Genomic DNA, 19,711 nt, shown 5'->3' on the forward strand with positions numbered 1-19,711 from the left:
CAAATTTAATAGATAGCAGATAAATTTATTTATTTAAAAATTCTTTTAGTTCCATAGTTATTTCCCTTAGTGATTCTTCTTTGACTGGTAAATTTTTTGGTAAGGCTTTTAACATACGTTTACCATACTTAGCAGTCACTAAACGCCTATCTAAAACAACTAGCGCTCCTTTATCACCGTCGGAACGAATCAAACGACCTAAAGCTTGGCGTAAACGTAAAGCTGCTTTGGGTAAAGCTTCATGAGTGAATGGGTTGACTCCCTTTTCTTCAAGATAGTCATAACGTGCTTTGACAAAAGGCCTTTTGGGATTTTCAAAGGGTAGTCGTGTTACGATCAAAAGCGATAATGCTTCTCCCGGCAGATCCACTCCTTCCCAAAAACTGTCAGCGCCTAATAAAACACTGTTTTTAGAATGGGCAAACCGTTTCAATATTTTTTCTCGACTACCGCTGATACCTTGCGCTAAAAGCTCTCTACTTTCATTTAAAAACTGCGGATGCAAACGATAGTAAACACTAGTTAAAATCTCATGTGACGTGAACAGAACCAACATTGAACGATCTTGTTGTGACAATTCTTGAATCACTGATGCGATATAAGCTGAAAATTCTGCAGTATTTGCCTGACTAATTGCAATCGCTTTTTTTGGAATATATAAACGAGCATTTTGTTCATAGTCATAAGGATCGGGTAGCGTTTTAAATAAAACATCTGTCAAGCCTAGTTTATTTGGCAAATACTTCTTATCGTTACCAAATTTCAAGGTACCACCTGTATACAAAATCCTCTGGTATCGATCATACCAGGTTGTCTCTGGTAAAATGCTCGCTTCTAAGTCATTAATTGCAAGCAAACCATAGCCTTGAGGTATGTGAGTGTACTCTTTGATCCAATGTGGATGCCATTCATTAACATAAATATCAAAACAGCTGTAGATTGTTTTGATTCGTTCAAAAAACTGCAGTAGACTAACAAATGTAATCCGCTCAGTTGTCGTATATTTTTCCAACTGATTCAAAATCGACTGCTGCAATCTATTTTGAATTTCTTGCATTTCAGTCAAGAGAATCTCGATCTTTTGGATTGAATTCTCTCCATTTAATGATAACTGATCAAACAATGGCTTGGTCAATAAAACCGCATCTGTAATTTGTTGCTTATCATTTGTAAACAGTTGGTTTATTTCATAAAAGAAATCGCTAAACTCTTCGACTAAATCATTTAATGCCTTAGAATAAATACGGACTAAGCGCTGTTCTTGTGAATCTGATTCGAAAATTTGGTTGATTTGATCAAATAATTGATCGTCTTCCAAATAAAGAGTTGCCTGTTTTTTGAAAGAAACATAATTAAATTGTCGATTAGCAATCTTCCCAGCGATATCAGGTAGGTGATGTGCTTCATCAATGATTAAATAGGAACTTTTAGGTAAAAGTGGGACTTCTCTTAGCGTCTCTTGAGATAAAAAAGCATGATTAACAATCAAAACATTACTTTGTCTAACTTTTTTATAAAGAAAACGCACAAAATCCTCTTGATACAATGAATCTTGATCAGATAAAAAATCAATGCCTCTATGAGCAACATCCCGCCAAAAAACATGATTAAAATTCGTTAATTGTAGCTCATCAAGATCACCTGTATCTGTTTCTACTAGCCAAACTAAAACGCCCATTTGATACAGTGCATATTGTTTTTGCGGTACCGGATTTTTCAAAGTGGCTTTAAATCGCTGTAGATCTATATAATGGCGGTGGCTTTTAATAATTGTCGCATGTAACGGTTTAGGACAAATTCGATTGGCTAAAGGAATATCTTTTTCTATTAATTGATTTTGCAAAACAATAGAAACAGTACTGATAATAACAGGATTTTCAGGTGTTGCCAAATAACTTAAAGGGAATAAATAACCAAGCGTTTTTCCAGTTCCAGTAGCAGCTTCAATAAACAAATTTTTATTTTCATCATTCGTAAAATGCTCATAAACTAAGTTCATCATTCGACTCTGTTCTGAACGATAGCCGATTTTATCTGCAAAGACTTTTTCTTTTGTCTTTTTCTTTTGTGGAAAAATTGGTTTTCCGTATAGCTTTTCTTCATACAGCGGCACCACTTTTTTTCTCAAGGCAATCCCAGAAACGACATGTTGTTCATTTGCTAAAGGTTGAATATCTGTTTTCATTTCTTTATATATGTGATGGATATAGGTACTCGTATCCATTCCGGTTTGTTGGCTCAACTGATCGATCATTTCCATCGTGATCAGTGGTAAACGACGCATTTTTGCTTCGATCAACAATAGAAGTTCTGCTGTGACTTGCGCATCACTATCTGCTTGGTGAGGATTATCATGAATCAGACCTAAGCTTTCAGACAAGTCACCTAGACGGAAACTTTTTTCTGTCGGTAAAAATATCTGAGCCAACTCGACTGTGTCAATTCCTGGAATCTTTAATTTAGGTGTGCCACAACGGAACAGTTCTTGCGTTAAAAAGGAATAATCAAAGTAAATATTATGTGCAACAAATACAGTATCCGCTAATAGATTATAAATCGTCAGCGCTACATCTTCAAAATAAGGTGCTTTTTGTACGCGAGAATTACTGATCCCTGTTAGTTGCTGGATCTGTTTGGAAATGGCTTGATTCGGATTGATATCAGTTGCAAAACGGGAAATAATCACTCCTTCTTGGATCAATACACAGCCGAATTGAATAATCCGGTCCACCATTGGATCGGTTCCGGTTGTTTCTAGATCAACTACTGCATATATCTGCTTATCTTTCATGGACATTCCCGCCTTTCCTCTATCCTTGAAAAGTATACTACAAAATCAACTATTTTTTTAGTATTAGTTTGAATCGATATTTGATAAAGAAATTTCAATGACTGCTTTTATGTACGTTCATTCTACTTATTTTCTTATACGATCCCTTTTTCTATTCAACAAAAAAGTAATCACTCTTTATTTATTATCAGAATGACTACTCTGTTTTAAAAGATTTATCTATTTAATTCTTTATTCATTTATTTTATTCATTTTTCGAATAAATTAAATACTTCGACTCTTTAATGAGGTCATCGTAGACAAAATCAACAGGAAATCGTATGTCGTTTTTTAAATAGAGCTCACTTATTCTAGGACCGATTTTTTTTACAATTGCTTTATTTTCTGCACTATCAACAAAAACAACGTAACTAAATTCATTTTGATTCTTCATCAATGCTAGAAAAACTTGGTCTATTGATGGCTCTTTTTTAGCATATTCAACGAGAAAATCAATTATTACTTTAGGTGGTATCTCTGGTTGACCTATTTGGATCGCGGTGTTCTCTTTTATAGTATATTGTGTTGTAAATACTGTACGGTTAAGTGTAACGCTATCGGAATGAGGATTTATCCAGATATAATCGATTACATTATTTGTTTCAAATAACTCGACCAAGCCATTGTAATCAATTGTTATAAAGTTGTCACTTTTTTTATAAGATGGAACTCTCTGAAAAACATCTGTATATGCTATAAGAAACTGTTCTCCTTGTGTTGTTACTGACACACTTAATTTATTATTTGAATTCACATCAATAATTAGACCAGAAGAATTTTTAAGCCACTCGATAATTTTGTGAATACTTTCTTCATTTCGTGGAAAATAAAAATAATTTTTGGTTTTTTTTTTTTTAAACATATTAAAAAACAACTTCTTTTTACCTAGCTTTCTCTTATTTATTTACATTAAGCAACTATTAGCCTGTCGTTTCTTTGTTAGAATAATACTTTATATTTTTATTGTTCCGTTTAGCGTAAGCAATTTCTTTTTTTGTACTTTCTCCAATATAGCCATCAACATCGATCACAAAGATTTCATCGGATATATCTATTTTTTTGAAATGAATCCTTCCGAATAACGTAGCTTCTTCTTTCGAAATTTCACGGCTTTTATCTTGTTCAAAAAGCAATGGGCTTATTACTGCAAATCCTTTTCTAGTAAGCATTGCTTCACTTTCTCTGAACTCTTTTATAAACTTTGTTGAGCCACATAATATAATGACTTTTATATCATTCATAAGTCTATCCTTTTTCTAGTCTTTTTTTGACGCCATCTGCTTCATACGTGATTTTGCAAATCGTTTTAGGTTCTTCTTCAATGTTAGAAATTAGATATGAACAAATGAAACACTAAAATTCCTAACTTCAAAAAGATGTCGCTTCACTGGTCAAAATTATTCATTAACATTGATTTTTATTATAATATACTTGTATTTCAAAATATACTATAGAAGGTGAGTTTTTTATGAATATTAAGTATAAACAAAAAAAACTATCAATTGAACAGCTTAAAACAATCATTTGTAGATCGGGCATTCATCGACAAACGGACAATGATCAAAAATTAGAAAACATGATCAATCATTCAACATTATTGATTTCTGCATGGGACCAAGACAAAATAGTTGGTTATATTAGGGTTTTAACAGATTACGGCGATGTAGCATACGTAGCAGATTTGGCTGTTGACAAAGACTATTGGGATAACGGGATTGGCAGAGAACTAATGAACCAAGTAATTGAATTAGTAGGCACAGAGATACATATCGTTTTACTTGCTTCTGAATTGGCTAAAGATTATTATAGTAAATTGGGCTTTTGCCATGATCCCAGGGGTTATGTAAAATTACCGAAAAATCCTTCCCTTTCAGATTGGACTGTTTAACTAAGAGCAGCCCATACTGAATAAGAAATAAACTAAAACTTACTATGCTCACATTTTAGTATAGACAATTTAAATTTCACCGGTACCATCATACTACGAAAAGCAGTCAGAAAAAAATGAGCTTGGAACAGAAGCCTTTAACTCCGAGAAACAAGTTTGCCAACCCGTTTCAATAGTAAATACACCCGTCAACAGTTATAGGATTCTCACTACTTTTTTGAATGTTTACTAGACTGTTGTACCATATTGAATAGTGTTTGAAATTGACCTTTAAAAGACATTGTCTGCTCGAAAATATCTTCTCCATCGTTCAACATTTTTACAGTTACCCAGCCAAGAGTCTCTGTAATGGTACTGGCAACACTAGCATTGATTGCAGCACCGGCAACTGTTCCTATACCAGGAAGAAATTTGATGATATTACCAACGGCACTTTTCCCTAAGCCAACAACCACAATTTCTTTTCCAACACTTTTCCCCATACTTTCAGACCATGATTGCCCAAATAATTTATGTAAACGAGCCATCATTGTCAATTGAATTGGAACAAGTAAAAGAGCATCTGAAAAAGGGATTGGTGAACACCCTACAATTGCGGCAGTTAAGGATGCCGCATGAACTGTTTGGTGACACTTTTTTCGTGTATCTTCATCAACACCTTCTAAAAATTCATCAAATATACCATCAAATTGGCGTTTACTTTTAGCTAAGACTTTTTCCGCTTGCTCTTTTGATTTCCCATAACTACTAAGAATAATTGAAGATGTTTTTTTCGGGAATTTTTTTATGACTTCAGAAAAAAAAGAGTCAAATTCTTTTTCTTCTGCTTTATTTGCTGTAATTGACCGTTTAGTTTCTTTTTGTTGCTCGCTTTTGATTGCTTTTTTTAGATCTGATTTATTTTTGTCCGCAGTTTTCTTTCTGAAAATTTTTTTCATGTGTATTCCCTCCATAAGCTATGTATATCTTGCAATTGTTTTAATTATTATTCTTTCGTTTTATCATACATGAAAAATCTTATTTAACCAAAGGACATCACTTTTCAAACGAGAATACAGGATATATAACCAGTAGATAATGAACTAATACCATCCTATTTTATTAAAGTTTTTCTTACTCTTAATTGTATTGACTATTGTGTAGCATCATTTCTCAAATTGTTTTTAATTAGACTATAAAAAATAGACTGAGACAAAACGATTTACGTTTCGTACCAGTCTGGTAAAATATATCATTTTTTTGTTACTTCTAATTAGTTCTCAACTGGCATTAAGCTTAGATTTTGCATATATTGATCCATTAAAATATACCCTTCTAAACGGCGCAGTAAATCAACCGAGCAACGGACTTTTTTGCCGAATAATGAACGGCTGTATGCAATTTCCCGCATTTCCTGCAGGAACTCATCTAAGGAAGAGACTAATCCACCACAACTTAAACGACCGCAAATCAAGACATCTTCTTTTCGTTGTCTTAATACTTGCCCCCATGAATAATTCAAATATTCTGCTTGACTGATTTGTGCAAGTAGATCAGACCGTAAAACGCTTTTCTTTTGAACTGCGGCCTTTTTACTCCCTAATCGCATACGTTTATTCATAAAACACAAATAGATCTCATCTTCTAAGTTCTCCATCTCACTTTTAGTAAAATTCGGTACTTTTGCAGGAGCTTCAAAGATTTTACAAGCTTTTAATTGTTTTGAAAATCGTGGCCAGTTGCTTGGCGTCGCTTTTTTTGTTTTTCTTTTCTTAAAGACTAGAAACGTAAGATCTACAGGTTCAGATTTCGTATTTTCCTGTGTTATTTCTTTCTTCGTATCAGGTTCAACGATCTCAGTCGCTTTTTCTATCTCGATTTGCTTACGTTTTAACTCGATTGACGAACGTTCTTTTTTTGATTCTACATTATTTTCTACCTTTTTGATTGCTGAAATTGTAGGTTCTTCTTCTGCTTGGAAATCGTCTTGAATTGGTTTTTTCGCCAATTCGTGCTCCGACTTTTTTTCTGTTTCTTCTCCTACTTTTTCTTCGACTACTTCTGCTTCGACTACTTCCTCTGGCATTTCTGATTCTACAGATTCTTCTGTCATAGCTTCATCGATCAGCTCATCTTCTATTGTTTCAGTTTCATCAAAATCAGAAGTATCAACTGATGCTTTTTCTGATTTTTCTTCTTCGACCATTAAAGGTTGTGCTCTCTTAAGATGGATCGTCTGGATGCTTCTAGAAATAATTGGATTACTTTTTGGTGTATACATTTCGATTTTCCCGTGATTGATCGTCTCTGTTAAATCACTGATCATTTTGCGTAAGCGGAAAATCTCGTTGGATGTTTCAAGCATTTGCTTCATCATCCCTTGTATTTCATCAGATTCCAATGTTGATTCTCCTCGAGAAACAAGCGACCGCTCCTCTTTTTCAAGAGTAATATCCTCAAACCATTGCTTTAAGTTTATGCGAAGATCTCTTCTAGTCGGCTCAAAACTTCCCATCAGTAATGTATAGTACATAACTTCCGTTTCAACATACATATAAATCTTTTTAACGACTAATGCTTCAAATTCCTCTGATTCATCCCAGCTATCGCAAATTGCGTCAAAAAACGCTTCTCCTTCAGCTAAGTTTTGATAATCTTTTGCTAAGTTTAACTTTCGCACTAGATAAAATGAATACGGCGTGTCTACATTATCGGCATAAATTTCACGGCCAAGATAATCGGGATCAACTTCTTTACAAAGGTAGGTTGATCGTTCTTCTTTTTCTGATTGACGTTTTCGCTTACTAATCATTCTCACTTCCTCAATTTTTTTCCTGTGTAAATCGTATCATCTTTTTAGAAAAAAAAACAGACTTCATACTCTATTATACCTATAAAAATGAAAAAATGTTCTCATTTTTTTACAAATATACGAAATTAAAAGAAAAACAACAGGCAAATTTCACTTTTGAACTTTATAAACTAAAGAATCATCGGATAAAATAGCGTATATTTATCACTTAATATAAAAATAAAAATCAAAAATAATTGCAAAAAAACAAAGGCTAAGACATAACTCTACAAGTTATACCCTAGCCTTAAGGAATCCGAATAGTAACGGTTCATTAACGTTTTTTTACTTATCCACTACTTCTTTTTTCTCTTCTCTAACAGCATGAAGTCCTAATTTTATCTCTCGTCTTTTTTGAATCAAGACATATATAAATCCAATCAAAAATGGTAAAACAAAGCTGCCAAAGCGATACAACAACAAAGATGACACTGCATCAATAGTTCCAACTAACGGTTTAAATAGTAATAAATAAACAAATTCAAATGGACCAATTCCAGCAGGCGTCGGAAATACACCCGACAAAATAACTGCAAAACTAGTAAAAGAAAGAACCAAAAGAAAATCAATATTCGGATGATTCTCTACTAATACCACATATGGAATCACATACCAAAAAAGTAACTTCGCTACATTCCAGCAAAAAATTCGAATCATGGCTGAACGGTCTTTAGTAATTGTTTGAACTGTTTCTCTTAAAGAATAAATTTGTAGATTGCATTTATCTACCCAATCTCGTAATTTTTTCCGCTTAAAGTGTTTATTCGTCCATTTTATTAAAATCAGTTGAAGTCTGATACTACTTGAAAGAATCAATAGTGAAAAAATAATCACAAATGTCAAGATAACACCGACTAAAATAAATGGAATCATTTTTGGCGCATGAGAATAAAATAAAGAAAACTGAAAAATCAATCCAAGTATCGACAGAAAAATAACAGCAAGTTTATACATGATCATGTGCAACGCTGTCACGCCAACACCTTGAGAAACCGCAAGACCTTTTTTTCTATAAAAATAAATTTCAGAAAGCAGTGTCCCTGTTCCAAATGAAATCACACGATAAAAGGCAACATAACATGATGTGAAAAAGCCATCTTTTGTTTTGAAGTCTTCTTCAAAATGAGAAACAATCTCTTTGATCGAACGACCTTCGACGATTTGATAAATGATACCTAACAAGACGACTAATGTCACAACAATCCAGCTAGTATTCATTAATTGGGCAAAAATATCGCTAAGTGAATTATCCATCACGTAGATGATTATGCCGATAATAATTGCCAGCAAACCTATATTAAGAAAAACTTTTGTTTTAGAATTGCTTATCATAGTTTCTCCCCACTAAATTTGTATTCAAGATTATCTCTTATAACTAAAGTAAATAAAAGCAACAGCCACAAGTGTACCAAAGATAAAGAAAAAATAAAAGCTTAATTTTTTTGTTTTGTGATGAAAAAGTTGCTGAGCTACTAAACCACCGATTCCCCCTCCAATTAATCCTATAAATAAAAGATCAAATTCAGGAACCCGCCATTTTTTTCTTTTAGCTCGCTGTTTATCTAGGTACATCACAAAAAACTCAAAAAAATTTACAATCAACAAATATACCAACGGTAAATATTTCAACAACCCTGTCATTCATTTTCCTCCAAAAATTTATACCTTCAATAGATTACCTTGAAAGGCTAACTTGTGTAACGTTCGTTCGGCAATCTAATAAAAATTGCTACTAAGATTCGGGTACAAAAACACTCAAACCATGTTTAATGACTTTCATTTGAACAGGTAGATCCTCACTAGGATCACCGTCTACACGAGTCCCCACTTTCTTTTCATTTAAGCTTTTGATCGTTATTTCAGCAGCAGTTATATATTTGATATCAGGAAGTTCATAGATTTTACCTACAATAATTTTAGGAAGATAAAACGCTAATTTGAAAAAGTTTAGCTTAGGTAAAATAGTTAAATGAAACAGTCCATCATCTGGCGATGCCGAATCATCAAAATTCGTATAACCACCGACAGAATTGGTCATTGTCACCGTGACCAATTGTGTTTTTCCTTGCCATTGTTCATCTTCCGTTTTTATTTCCAAACGATAGCGTTTTTTCTTAGCGAGTAATTTGAAGAAATTTTTCACAAAAATGAGTTTCCCATATTTTTGTTTGTCTTCTTGACTGATCCGAGCGGCTGTATCTGCTAAAATACCAATTGTCATTGTGCTTATGATCACTTTTTGATTGATCATACCATAATCTATTTTTTTGGTTACTCCACCTAAAATAATAGCAGCCGCATCTTCAAATTTCACTGGAATACCCAAAACTTTTGCCATATTATTGACCGTTCCACCAGGTAATAAGCCAACATTTAAATGAGGCAACTCTTCTTTGAAATCTTCTACATTGTGATTGATCGTGCCATCTCCACCAATAAAAATCAGTGTATCGATCTTTTCACTCTTTGCTTTTTCAACTGTTTTTTTACTATCACAATCAGGTCCCACTTGTTCTAATAAAAATTGTGTGTCGCTCTGACCATGATCTTTTGCATACTCTACAAACTGCTCTGCTAATTCTTTTCCTTTATCCTGACCAGATGTTTGATTAAAAAGAATCATTACTTTTTCCATTTCGATCACGTTTCCTTCCAATTTAAGAGTGACACAAGCTCGTCCAGTCTTGACAGAAAAACAGGAAGTAAGTCACTAGTTGTAACATTACTTCCCCTTTTCAACATTTATAATTATAAATAATCACAAACGTTACTTAGCATTTGATTCTGCAATTTTTACAATGACATCTGTTGCTTTTTCCATTGATTGTAATGAAACAAATTCAAAACGCCCATGCATATTTTCGCCACCAGCAAAAATATTAGGTGTTGGAATACCTAGATAAGAAATCTTAGAACCATCTGTCCCGCCACGTACAGGTTCAATCACTGGTTCAATTTCAAGCTCAATCATTGCATTCTTTGCTAATTCAATAATGCTCATATCTTTTTCAATGACTTCACCCATATTGTAGTATTGATCAAATAAATCGATTTGCACACGTTCTTGGTCAAATGGTTGATTGATGATTTCTTGAATTTTGAGAATCAGTGCTTTTCTAGCTTCAAATCGTTCATGATCGTGATCACGAATAATATAAGTCATATGAGCCTCTTCTGGTGTTCCGCTCATTTGAGCTAAATGGAAAAATCCTTCATACCCATCTGTCTTCTCTGGTACTTCATCTTGTGGCAGTTGATTATGAAAATCGTTTGCCAATTGTACAGCATTGATCATTGTGTTTTTCGCTGTTCCAGGATGTACATTTTTCCCTTGGATCGTCACTTCTGCCTGTGCTGCGTTAAACGTCTCATATTGTAATTCACCTACTGGACCGCCATCCATCGTGTAAGCAAAATCAACGTTGAATTGTTCTACGTCAAATTTATCCGCACCAACACCGATTTCTTCGTCAGGACCAAAAGCGACACGAATCGTACCATGTTTGATAGATGGCGTTTTGATCAAAATTTCCATAGCTGTCATGATTTCAGCAATTCCGGATTTATCATCTGCACCTAAAAGCGTTGTACCATCTGTCGTGATCAACGTTTGATCGGCATAGTTTTTCAGATTAGGAAAATCTGTTGTATTTAGGGTGAATTTGCCTTCTTTATCTAATTTGATTGTTGATTCACCATCATAGTTTTCGATAATTTGCGGATTGACATTCACTGCATTGAAATCAGCTGTATCCATATGAGCGATAAATCCGATCGAGCGAACCTCTTTATCTACGTTACTTGGCAAAGTAGCGATAACAAAACCATTTGTTTCATTATAGATTACATCACTCATGCCAATTTCTTCCAACTCTTTTTTCAATGTTTGTGCAAACGCAACCTGTGTTTGCGTTGAAGGTGTCGTTTCACTTTTAGGATTTGAGCGTGTTTCTGTTTTTACGTAACGTAAAAAACGTGGCAATAAATTTTCATACATCATTAAATTCCTTCTTTCTGCTTTATCTGAATTTAAATGGATTCGTATTTACCTCTGATTCGATAAATTCTATAGTCCAATTATAATCTTTTTTCCATTGATTGAATAGCTCGACCAACTTGGGTTTACATAATTGTTCGATATAATGCCCTGGATCGATCACTGGTAAGCCTTCTGTCAGCATATCATGTCCGGTATGATAATAGACATCCCCTGTGATATAAACATCTGCTTGTGCTTTGATGGCATCACGGAAAAATTTTTCGCCACTACCGCCACAGATTGCAACGCGTTGAATCGGTTTTGTCTCGTCTGCGGCTACGATTCGCAAACCATCCAAATCAAATGTTTCTTTGATTTGAGACACAAAATCGTTTAAAGGAAGTGCTTTATTTAAGTGACCAACCCTTCCCAAACCATATTCTTTCGTGATATTTTCTATTCGATAGACATCATAGGCTGGTTCTTCATAAGGATGTGCTGAAAGCATTGCTTGAATGACTTTTTCTTGGATTGTTTCTGGAAAAATCACTTCGATTTTTGCTTCTTGGACAACTTCTTCTTTACCAATGGTCCCTATTGTAGGATCAGCATTCGCTCCTGGAGTAAATCTGCCTGTCCCAATCAATGAATAACTTGTATTCGTATAATCTCCTTGGTGGCCTGCGCCTGCTTGTCCAAGTACTTTGCGCATAGTTGCTGCATCATCTACAGGGACAAAAACAGCTAGTTTCTTATAAGTAATCGTATGCGTTTTTGTCAGATAAGTTGTATCTTGAATCCCTAACAGTTCACAAAACCAATCGTTTAGACCATTCTCAATAATATCCATGTTGGTATGGGCTGCAAAAACGGCGATATCATGCTTTAATAAATCAGCGTACATTTTTGTTTGTAAATCATCCGTGTCTAAGCGTCTCAATGGTCGAAAAATTGGTGGATGTTTGGCAATAATCAAGTCAACTTGCTTTTCGATTGCTTCTGCCACAACTTCTGGACGGACATCTAATGTTACTAACACTCTATTTAACTTTTTATTCAATGTACCGACATGTAACCCTACAGGGTCCCCTTCTTCAGCTAACCACTGAGGACAATAAGCTTCAAAGCGTTCAATAAATACGTTGCCGTCAAGACTCATTTGACAAGACCTCCTTGATTTCAGTGATTTCTTTTTCGATTTGTTGGATTCTACCTTGTTGATCACCAGTAGCTTTGGCTAATTGAGCTAAAATAGTTTCACGTTGTTTCAATTCGCCTTGCCATTTTTCACGAAAAATCGGTGATTGTTGTTTCATTAGAATTGGACCGAAAAGCCTTTCTTTTTCTGAATAAGCAATTCGACTTTCAATCCTTGAAGCTACAATGATTTCATAAATTTTATTATTTTCTTCTAAAATATCTTCTTCAACAATAGTATAACCATGAACGGTCAACCAATCACGCAATGGTTTTTCACCAATATTTGGTTGTAAAACTAAGCGTTCATTACCTTGAAGACGCTGATTGTTCCATCCAGCATCTAAAATATCACGTATCAAGACACCACCCATCCCACAAATCGTGATGGCCGTGATCTTATCTGTTTCTTCTACGGCATCTAAGCCATCCGCCAAACGGACAATGATTTGATCCGTCAAACCATTTTTTTTCACTTGTTTTTTTGCTGCTTCATAAGGACCCTTTACGACTTCTCCTGCTATCGCAAAATCAAGTTTCTTTTGTAAAACTAATGCTACAGGTAAATAGGCATGGTCAGAACCGATATCCGCTAAACGGCTTTGTTCAGGGACTAATTCTCCCACGCGTGCTAGACGTTTTGATAATTGAGTTTCATTCATTCGACATATTCCTCCATCATTATTATACCATTGAAAAATCGGGATGAACACTTTGAAAGAATGAATTTTTTTCTATTTATAAAATGATAATAGCGAACTAAAAACAAATAGTCTGTCTTTTACAGGAAAAATGATTGCCTGTTAGTAATCCACTATACAAAATTTCCCTTTAAAAGTTAGCTTTTCATTCTGACTCTAATAGAATGAGGCTGGTACAGAAGCGTTTAAGCTTGAAAATAAGCAGAAAAATTGCTTTTGTTTCGCACCCATATACATGACTATTCGATAAAAAAAGGGTATGCTCATCAAAACTACTCAACTCTTATTCTATGACTTTTCTTTAGCTTGTCTTTCTTGACTTTCTTTTTTCAATTTCTTATGCGCTTTTTTGATCCTCGTTCAAGATCACGATTTCTTTTACGGTCATGATAGTCTTCAAATAAAGAATTCAGATCATAATTTGGCGGATATAGCTCAGTTGCACTACGTTCTAGTTTTATTTGACGTTTATGAACGGTTATTTTTTCTTTTTCGACATAGATCACTACATCGTCGGTCATTTCCATCGTTTCATAGATTAAGCCAGTTTTCTTTTTCTCCGTCCAAAAGACTCGATCCCCTTTTTCATAATTTGGAAAAATGATTTGCTCTTTTTGTTTTTTGACTTTGTGAAGAGAAGTTTCTTTTTTAGTTGAATAGTTGCGCTCGTGTAAATAGTTTTGGGCCTGTTTAACGACATGCTGGTCTAAGTTCATTTTGTTTGCAATCCAAAAGGCATTACTTTCGCCAGTTTCACCTAATATTAGTTGATATTTTGGTGATAAATTTACGGTATCAAATGCCATTGCTGCGGTCAGAAAGTCTTCATGTTCCTCAGAAAAACGTTTGATTTCTCCATAATGAGTCGTTGTCATAATGATGCTGCCCTTTTTATAGAAAGCTTCCATAATCGCGATTGCTAATGCTGCTCCTTCATTTGGTTCTGTTCCACTGCCGATTTCATCGAGTAAAATCAAACTGTTTTGTTTCGTTTTAGCAAGAATCTCAGAAATATTATGCATGTGGCCTGAAAAGGTACTTAGCGCATTCTCAATACTTTGCTGATCCCCAATATCAACAAAAATCTGGTCAAAAATGGCAATGTTTGTGCCTTGATCAGCAATGATTTGGACTCCGATCATCGTTTGCAACGAAATCAGGGCAACGGTTTTTAGCACAACCGTTTTTCCTCCCGCATTTGGTCCAGTGATGGTCAAACCACGGTAATCTTTTCCTAATGATAGATTCAATGGAATAGCCGACTCACCTAACAAAGTATGTTTCACATTGACAAATTCAACGATTCCTTCTTGATTGATTCCTGGTTCGATCCCATTGATTTCTCGACTAAATTTCGCTTTAGCAACTATCATATCGTATTGTGCAATGACTTCCACATTTGAGTGGATCGAAGTCATTTGTTCTGAAATCAAACCAGTCAATGTCGCTAAAATCTGATAAACTTCTGTCGCTTCTTCCATTCTCAGCTGATATAATTTATCATTCAATTTCGTAACTGTTGTGGGTTCAACAAAAACAGTCGTTCCTTTTGATGAAGTATCTATGATCATTCCTGCAATTTGATTTTTATACGCTGCTTTGATCGGTATTGTATAACGATCATTTTTCTTAACAACCATTGCTTCTTGAATTTTTGGTTTATTTTGTCCATTTCTAAGAAATGCGTTCAATTTCAATTCAATTTCTTTTTCGCACTCTTGAATAGCCCGACGAATTTTGCGAAGTTCACGGCTGGCATCATTTTCTACTTGATTATTGCGAATGACATGATAGATTTCGTCTTCAATAGTGGAAAATATTTGTAATGAATCACTGTATCTAGCTAAAAGTGGGGCAATAAATTGATTTTTTTGCATAAATGACTGAATCAGACGGCTACTTCTTAGGAAATCAGCATAGCTGACTAACTCATTTGGCTCTAAAATAAATCCTTTTTCTACTTGTTTTGTCAGATGCTCGATAGCATTCAAGCCCATAAAGGGGACATGTAAGTTCGCTTGGAGCAGCGCTTTTGCTTCTGAGGTTTCTTGTAAACGTTTCTTGACCACTTCTAGTTGGCTACTTGGCTGTAATGCTTTGATTCGCTCTTTTCCATAGTAACTGATCGCGTAAGTCATCAGTTTTTCTTTGATAGTATTAAATTGCGTTTTATTATATGTTTCTTGATTCATTAGTATCTCCTTCTCTTTTAAGAGATACCTATCTTTTTTGAATAGGCCAAAGAATTTCCTTTTAACTGAATATAGTTTTATCGATTAAATGAACACAAAAAAGGGATGAAGCATCCCTTCATCCCTCAATAATCAATCAATAAAGATAGATATACTACAGTCTATCAGGTGATTTTATATGAGTTAAGATAGGTATCAACATAGGTACGCTAAAGAAGCCATCGAAAAATGGTTGTTTATTCTTCAGCTATTCATTTCCTTTAGTTAGATACTTACACTCACAAAAACACCTCTATGGCTTTCTTTGGCTATTCATTTCTCGTTAAGAGTATACTTCATTTTTTTTAATCGGTCAATAAATGCAGTTACAATCGTACCAACTCTTGATATAGATGCAAGTATAACTGACTTGATTTTTCCCAGCTAAAATCCTGTGTCATGGCGGTTTTCATCAAATGCTCCCAGGTTTTAGGTTCCTTAAAATATAGATCGATCGCCATATTAGTACTATAGAGTAAATAATATGAACTAAACTCAGAAAAACCAAAGCCCGTTCCTTCTTTTGTGACTGGGTTGAATGGCGTTACAGTATCTTTGAGTCCACCAATTTCATGGACGATCGGCAACGTCCCATAACGCATCGCAATCATTTGTGACAATCCACATGGTTCGGTTGCAGACGGCATCAGGAACAAATCTGAGCCGGCATAAATCAATTGCGCCAAATCAACGTCAAACGTAATATTCGCTTTAAATTTAGTCTCGTACTGTTGAGAAAAATGGTTGAAGGAATTCTCGATTCCAGGATCACCAGTTCCAAGTAATACTAATTGAACATCTTTTTCCAGTAATTTAGCTAATTCTTCTAGCATCAGAGGAAATCCTTTTTGAACCGTCAAACGACTAACGACTCCTATCAACGGTACATCTTCACGAATTGGCAAGCCCATTTTTTCTTGCAAGACCTGTTTGTTTTTCTTTTTTCCTGATAGCTCATTTATCGAAAAATTGACTGGAATCGATTGATCTGTCTCCGGATTATTCATATCGTAATCAATTCCATTTATAATCCCACTTAATTTATCTTGCTCAGTTCGTAAAATAGCATCTAGACCAAAACCAAAATCGGGTGTTTTTATTTCTTCAGAGTAGGATGGACTAACTGTATTTACCCGATCAGCATACAAGATACCCATCTTTAAATAATTGAGATCCTCTCTAAAATAAGCAGCACTATAATTATCCAAAGCTATTCCAAAATAATCTGGCAACAATTCTCGACTATATATCCCTTGAAATTCAATATTATGAATGGTCAAAACCGTATTGATCGTTTGGTATGCTTCAATCCACTGGTATTTTTCCTTCAATAAAAACGGAATCATCGCTGTATGAAAATCATTGATATGGATAAGATCAGGTATATAGTTTATCTTCTCTAACATTTCAACGATCGCACTTGAAAAAAAGGCAAAACGTTCTCCGTCGTCATCATATCCATATAGATTTTCACGATCAAAATAATACGAATTCTCAATAAAATAATACGTTAGATCATTCATAACGAAACGTTTGATACCACAATATTGCTGTCTCCACCCAACTGCTACATAAAAGTCAGTCAGGTCTTCACACTGTATTTTAAACGCTTCAGGCATTTTAGTGAAATATGGAAGAACAACAGACATTTTTGTTCCTTTTTTAGCTAACTCTTTGGGTAATGCACCCGCTACATCACCTAAACCACCTGTTTTAAAAAAAGGCGCACATTCTGCGGCTGCATATAATACATTCATCATTCATGTCCTCCAATAACATCTACTTCCACTACATGATTTTTACTTATTACGATAGGATTTAGAGCTGTACCAGAAATTTTCACACCCGCTTTAACTGTGACATTTTTGTCCAATATAGCGTATTCAATCACGGCATCTTCTTCAATATGTGCATTTGACATGATAATCGCTTGTTTAACTTTAGCACCACGTTTGATTGTCGTTCTCCTTGAGACTAAACTGTTGTCCAAACTGCCTTCTATGATACACCCCGTTGCACATTGACTATTTTTCACACTGGAACTTTCTGAATAATAGGTTGGCACTTCGTTTTTACGTTTTGTGTAAATCTTTTGTTTTGTATGCATCAACGCATTGAAGTTTTTTTCATCTAGCATATCCATATTCGCCTGATAATAAGAAACAACATCATTAATGCTACTTGAATATCCTTTATATTCATACGCCGTCGTTTGAGTATGCGTTATTTTTTCTCCCATAAATTCAATTAGACTTGTTGGACTGTTATTTATCTGACCAATCGTTAATTGCTCGATCAGCCATTCCGTTTGAACAATAAAGATATCCATAGAAAGATTTAATCGGTCCTCTTTTTCTATAACCTCATCAAAGGTTTGAACTTTTTCGACATTGCCTGCTTGGTTGACTTGAATGATCCGATTTTTTCCTAATAATTTTTCGGATTCCATCTGTTTGTACACCACAGTCATATTGTTTTGTTGTTTTTGATGCGTTTTTAAAACAGCTCGAAGGTCAATAGAACAGAGCATATTACTGCCCATAAAAACCGTATACTCAGATTCTGATTTCTCAAGATAATCGATGATCGCAGCGTAATAAGGCAATCCTTGTGCTTTTTTCTTTAAAAAATCTTGATAGAAATAGACAAAATAACTATTTTGCAGAGAATCTAAATTCCACTCTTTCCCTCCAGCGATATGATCAAAGACAGATCGCGTTTCTCCTTCGTTAAACACCATAAAAATTGAATTGATATTGGCATTAGCAATACTTGAAAGAGGAAAATCGATCAACCGATATTTACAATCAAAAGGTAAAGTGTCTAATGGTCGCTCTTCTGTCAACGGTATCAATCCTTTAAACTTTGAGACGTTGCCTAAAATAGCACACATTTTTTTAGTCATCATCGCTTTTTCCTCCTATCACTTCAGAATAACCGATTACTTCAATATCATTTTCTTTATAGACTACTGTATTATCCCCAATGATCGCATTCTCACCGATAATCGCATTTTTGATTTTGACATTTTTTCCAATCGTAGCTCCCGGCATGATCACACTACTTTCAATCGTTGAGCCTTTCTTTACTTGAACACCAGTTGAAAGAATACTGTTTTTAACTGTTCCTGCTACATAACAGCCATCAACCACCAATGAATGACTAACAGATGCTGTTTCAGTAATAAAATGTGGCGGTGAAATAGTGTTTTTTGAAAATATACGCCATCTTTTATCCCGCATATGCAACTCATTTTCCAGACTAATAAATTCCATGCTCGCTTCCCATAACGAATCAATCGTACCAACATCTTTCCAATAACCATTAAAGCGATAGGTATACACATTTTCGCCTGCTTCCAAATAAGATGGAATCACATGTTTTCCAAAATCAAGCATTTGACCATCCTTTGAATAATTGTTTAGCAATACGCTTCGTAACCGCCCCCAATTAAATATATAAATCCCCATTGATGCTAAGTTGCTCTTGGGTTCTGCGGGTTTTTCATCAAACTCAATAATACGATCATGTTCGTCAGTGTTCATAATACCAAAACGTGAGGCTTCTTTAAGCGGGACTTCAAGAACGGCTACGGTCAATGAAGCATTATTGGCAATATGTTCTTCAAGCATTGCTTCATAATTCATTTTATAAACATGATCACCAGATAAAATCAGTACATATTGTGGATCCATCTGATCGATATAAGAAATATTTTGATAAATCGCATGAGCAGTTCCTTCAAACCATTTTTCCCCATCCGAACTGGAATATGGTTGTAAAATCGTCACACCAGAATCAATACCATCTAATCCCCAGCTTGATCCATTTCCAATGTGATTATTCAACGAAAGTGGTTGATATTGTGTGACGACACCGACTTTTTTGATACCAGAGTTAATACAATTACTCAGTGTAAAATCAATAATTCGATATCTACCACCAAAAGGTACCGCAGGTTTAGCGATATTCTTCGTTAGCTTTCCTAGACGTGTTCCTTGTCCTCCAGCTAAAATCATTGCAAGCATTTCTGTTCCCATCTATTACGGGTGAAA

15 protein-coding genes and 1 pseudogene are annotated in these 19,711 nt (G+C 34.7%); 1 reads left to right on the forward strand and 15 read right to left on the reverse strand.

The window, feature by feature from the left end; translation table 11 throughout:
- Nucleotides 1-25: 25 nt before the first annotated feature.
- The 3 genes from IGI43_RS04515 to IGI43_RS04525 form a co-directional block, all read right to left on the reverse strand.
- Complete coding sequence (locus IGI43_RS04515; RefSeq protein WP_438758809.1) at nucleotides 26-2,791, reverse strand: helicase C-terminal domain-containing protein; 2,766 nt, start codon at nucleotides 2,789-2,791, stop codon at nucleotides 26-28.
- Nucleotides 2,792-3,035: 244 nt separating this feature from the next.
- Complete coding sequence (locus tag IGI43_RS04520) at nucleotides 3,036-3,692, reverse strand: enhanced serine sensitivity protein SseB C-terminal domain-containing protein (protein WP_438756640.1); 657 nt, start codon at nucleotides 3,690-3,692, stop codon at nucleotides 3,036-3,038.
- A 58-nt stretch (nucleotides 3,693-3,750) separates the two neighbouring features.
- Nucleotides 3,751-4,071 (reverse strand): hypothetical protein, encoded by a 321-nt coding sequence (locus IGI43_RS04525; protein WP_438756641.1) that lies wholly within the window; start codon nucleotides 4,069-4,071, stop codon nucleotides 3,751-3,753.
- 227 nt (nucleotides 4,072-4,298) lie between these two features.
- Here IGI43_RS04525 and IGI43_RS04530 point away from each other — a divergent pair, with 227 nt between their 5' ends.
- Entirely contained in the window at nucleotides 4,299-4,718 is a 420-nt protein-coding gene (locus tag IGI43_RS04530; protein ID WP_438756642.1) for a GNAT family N-acetyltransferase, read from the forward strand.
- A gap of 209 nt (nucleotides 4,719-4,927) precedes the next feature.
- Here IGI43_RS04530 and IGI43_RS04535 read toward each other — a convergent pair whose 3' ends face one another.
- From IGI43_RS04535 to IGI43_RS04590, 12 genes and pseudogenes are all read right to left on the reverse strand, one after another.
- Complete coding sequence (locus tag IGI43_RS04535; protein WP_438756643.1) at nucleotides 4,928-5,656, reverse strand: YcjF family protein; 729 nt, start codon at nucleotides 5,654-5,656, stop codon at nucleotides 4,928-4,930.
- 314 nt (nucleotides 5,657-5,970) lie between these two features.
- Nucleotides 5,971-7,509, reverse strand: a complete 1,539-nt coding sequence (locus tag IGI43_RS04540; RefSeq protein ID WP_438756644.1) for a hypothetical protein — start codon at nucleotides 7,507-7,509, stop codon at nucleotides 5,971-5,973.
- Between the two features lie 324 nt (nucleotides 7,510-7,833).
- A complete protein-coding gene (locus tag IGI43_RS04545) occupies nucleotides 7,834-8,880 on the reverse strand; it encodes a lysylphosphatidylglycerol synthase transmembrane domain-containing protein (RefSeq protein ID WP_438756645.1) in 1,047 nt (348 codons plus the stop codon).
- Nucleotides 8,881-8,910: 30 nt separating this feature from the next.
- A complete protein-coding gene (locus IGI43_RS04550) occupies nucleotides 8,911-9,189 on the reverse strand; it encodes a DUF1294 domain-containing protein (RefSeq protein ID WP_438756646.1) in 279 nt (92 codons plus the stop codon).
- 91 nt (nucleotides 9,190-9,280) lie between these two features.
- Entirely contained in the window at nucleotides 9,281-10,183 is a 903-nt protein-coding gene (locus tag IGI43_RS04555; protein WP_438758810.1) for a diacylglycerol/lipid kinase family protein, read from the reverse strand.
- Nucleotides 10,184-10,315: 132 nt separating this feature from the next.
- A complete protein-coding gene (gene pepT, locus IGI43_RS04560; RefSeq protein ID WP_438758811.1) occupies nucleotides 10,316-11,545 on the reverse strand; it encodes a peptidase T in 1,230 nt (409 codons plus the stop codon).
- Nucleotides 11,546-11,567: 22 nt separating this feature from the next.
- On the reverse strand, nucleotides 11,568-12,686 hold the full coding sequence (locus IGI43_RS04565) for a Nif3-like dinuclear metal center hexameric protein (protein WP_438756647.1): 1,119 nt from the start codon (nucleotides 12,684-12,686) through the stop codon (nucleotides 11,568-11,570).
- Complete coding sequence (locus IGI43_RS04570) at nucleotides 12,676-13,386, reverse strand: tRNA (adenine(22)-N(1))-methyltransferase (protein ID WP_438756648.1); 711 nt, start codon at nucleotides 13,384-13,386, stop codon at nucleotides 12,676-12,678. The genes IGI43_RS04565 and IGI43_RS04570 overlap by 11 nt, the downstream gene beginning before the upstream one ends.
- Before the next feature lie 327 nt (nucleotides 13,387-13,713).
- Nucleotides 13,714-15,617 (reverse strand): annotated as a pseudogene (locus tag IGI43_RS04575) (endonuclease MutS2).
- A 365-nt stretch (nucleotides 15,618-15,982) separates the two neighbouring features.
- The gene (gene glgA, locus IGI43_RS04580) at nucleotides 15,983-17,413 is read right to left on the reverse strand and encodes a glycogen synthase GlgA (RefSeq protein ID WP_438758812.1); all 1,431 of its coding nucleotides are present in this window, start codon (nucleotides 17,411-17,413) and stop codon (nucleotides 15,983-15,985) included.
- Nucleotides 17,413-18,564 carry a glucose-1-phosphate adenylyltransferase subunit GlgD gene (gene glgD / locus IGI43_RS04585; RefSeq protein ID WP_438756649.1) on the reverse strand — a complete coding sequence of 384 codons (1,152 nt, stop codon included), beginning with the start codon at nucleotides 18,562-18,564 and terminating at the stop codon, nucleotides 17,413-17,415. The genes glgA and glgD overlap by 1 nt, the downstream gene beginning before the upstream one ends.
- Complete coding sequence (locus IGI43_RS04590) at nucleotides 18,554-19,696, reverse strand: glucose-1-phosphate adenylyltransferase (protein ID WP_438756650.1); 1,143 nt, start codon at nucleotides 19,694-19,696, stop codon at nucleotides 18,554-18,556. The genes glgD and IGI43_RS04590 overlap by 11 nt, the downstream gene beginning before the upstream one ends.
- Nucleotides 19,697-19,711: the final 15 nt, after the last annotated feature.

Origin of the sequence: Enterococcus sp. AZ126, from assembly GCF_051714545.1 — a bacterium.
Lineage (GTDB): Bacteria > Bacillota > Bacilli > Lactobacillales > Enterococcaceae > Enterococcus_L.